We start from the raw sequence: 1502 nt of genomic DNA, 5'->3' as shown, positions 1-1502 counted from the left end.
TTGACAGAACAAAGCGCGCAAGCCCCGTGTCTTTAGACCGGGGTTCCGCGTGAGACTTTAGTCTCGCGAATGCTTTTTGGGCGAAGGGTCAGGAAGTTTTGCTATCAAACTGCGGATCAGTTCAGATTTGGTCATCCCCCGCCTAGCTGCCTCTTGTGCTACTTGGCGCAGCTCGTATTCAGTAATTTTAGCTTCAATCCTAAATTTCTTCATAAATCGTCCGGTCAAATGTCTTACCTTCTAGTATAATAGAAATATAGCAATGGAGGTCTTCCCATGCTAGTTCTAGAGTACAAAGTCAAGGCAAAACCAAATCAATATCAAGCTACCCTTGGAAGCTATCAGGACAGTTCAGTTTGTCCGAAACAAATGCTTGCGGTACTGGATGGATGCTCCCAAAGAAACCAAAATCAATTACGCCAGACTCTGTAATCATGTAACAGAACTACGCAACACCTACCCATTTGTTAAAGATTTAAACGTCCATGCGGGACAAGCATCTGCTGAGCGTGCATGGTTAGCGATTTCTCGGTTTTACGACAACTGTAAAGCCAAGAAACCGGGCAAAAAAGGATATCCCAAATTCCAAAAAGACAACCGCAAGAGGAGAGTACAAAACGTCAGGATGGAAGTTGCATCCTACCCTACGTCGCATAATTTTCAGCGACAAGAAAGGGATTGGCTCCCTTAAGTTGCTGGGCAAGTGGGACATCCACACCTACCCAATTGAATCGATCAAAAGGGTAAGATTGGTGCGCCGAGCAGACGGCTATTACTGTCAGTTTGCTATTCATATTGAGCGCCAAGAAACTTTGCCCGCAACGGGTAGCGCTATTGGACTAGATGTAGGATTGGAAAATTTTTACACCGATTCCAACGGTCATCAAGAACCCAATCCCAAGTTTTTAGCCAAAGCTGAAAAATCTATCAAGCACGCCCAACGTCTTATCTACAAAAAGAAAAAAGGCAAAAACAATCGTCGCAAAGCAAGAAGCCGATATTCTAAAAAACACCTAAAAGTAAGTAGGCAACGTACCGAACATGCGAAGAGACTCGCACGTCACGTCACCCAGTCTAACGACTTAGTGGCCTATGAAGATTTAAGTGTCCGCAACATGGTCAAAAACCACTGTTTAGCTAAATCCATAAACGATGCTAGTTGGTATCTGTTTAGACAGTGGATTGAGTATTTTGCGCGAATTTTTGGGCGTACTGCTGTCGCTGTTTCCCCACGATATACAAGCCAAAAATGTAGCAATTGTGGGGTGAAGGTTAAGAAGTCTCTATCTACTCGTACCCATGTTTGTAGTTGTGGGTACACGGCACATAGAGACACAAATGCAGCGATAAATATTTTAAATCTTGCGTTGCAAGCTAGGGACGGGCAGTCCCGAAGAAACGCTAAGGGAGTTGAAACCACTACGCTACTTGGTGAAAGCCTGGTAGAGCAAGTTTCGACGACGAACTTAGAATCTCCGTGTCTTTAGACCGGAGAGTGTCAA

Annotated in this window: 1 protein-coding gene and 1 pseudogene; one reads left to right on the top strand and one right to left on the bottom strand. The window is 44.5% G+C overall.

All coding sequences use genetic code 11. From position 1 onward, the window contains the following. Positions 1-57 precede the first annotated feature (57 nt). Positions 58-213 carry a ribbon-helix-helix protein, CopG family gene (locus MiSe_RS49030; RefSeq protein WP_226594800.1) on the bottom strand — a complete coding sequence of 52 codons (156 nt, stop codon included), beginning with the start codon at positions 211-213 and terminating at the stop codon, positions 58-60. 63 nt (positions 214-276) lie between these two features. Between MiSe_RS49030 and MiSe_RS49025 the strand changes: the two are divergent. Continuing rightward, positions 277-1487, top strand: a pseudogene (locus MiSe_RS49025) (RNA-guided endonuclease InsQ/TnpB family protein). Positions 1488-1502 lie beyond the last annotated feature (15 nt).

Source organism: Microseira wollei NIES-4236 (assembly GCF_020521235.1).
GTDB classification, from domain to species: Bacteria; Cyanobacteriota; Cyanobacteriia; order Cyanobacteriales; family Aerosakkonemataceae; genus Microseira; species Microseira wollei.
Note: the sequence above shows the minus strand (reverse complement) of the source record. Positions and strands in the feature narration are given on the sequence as shown.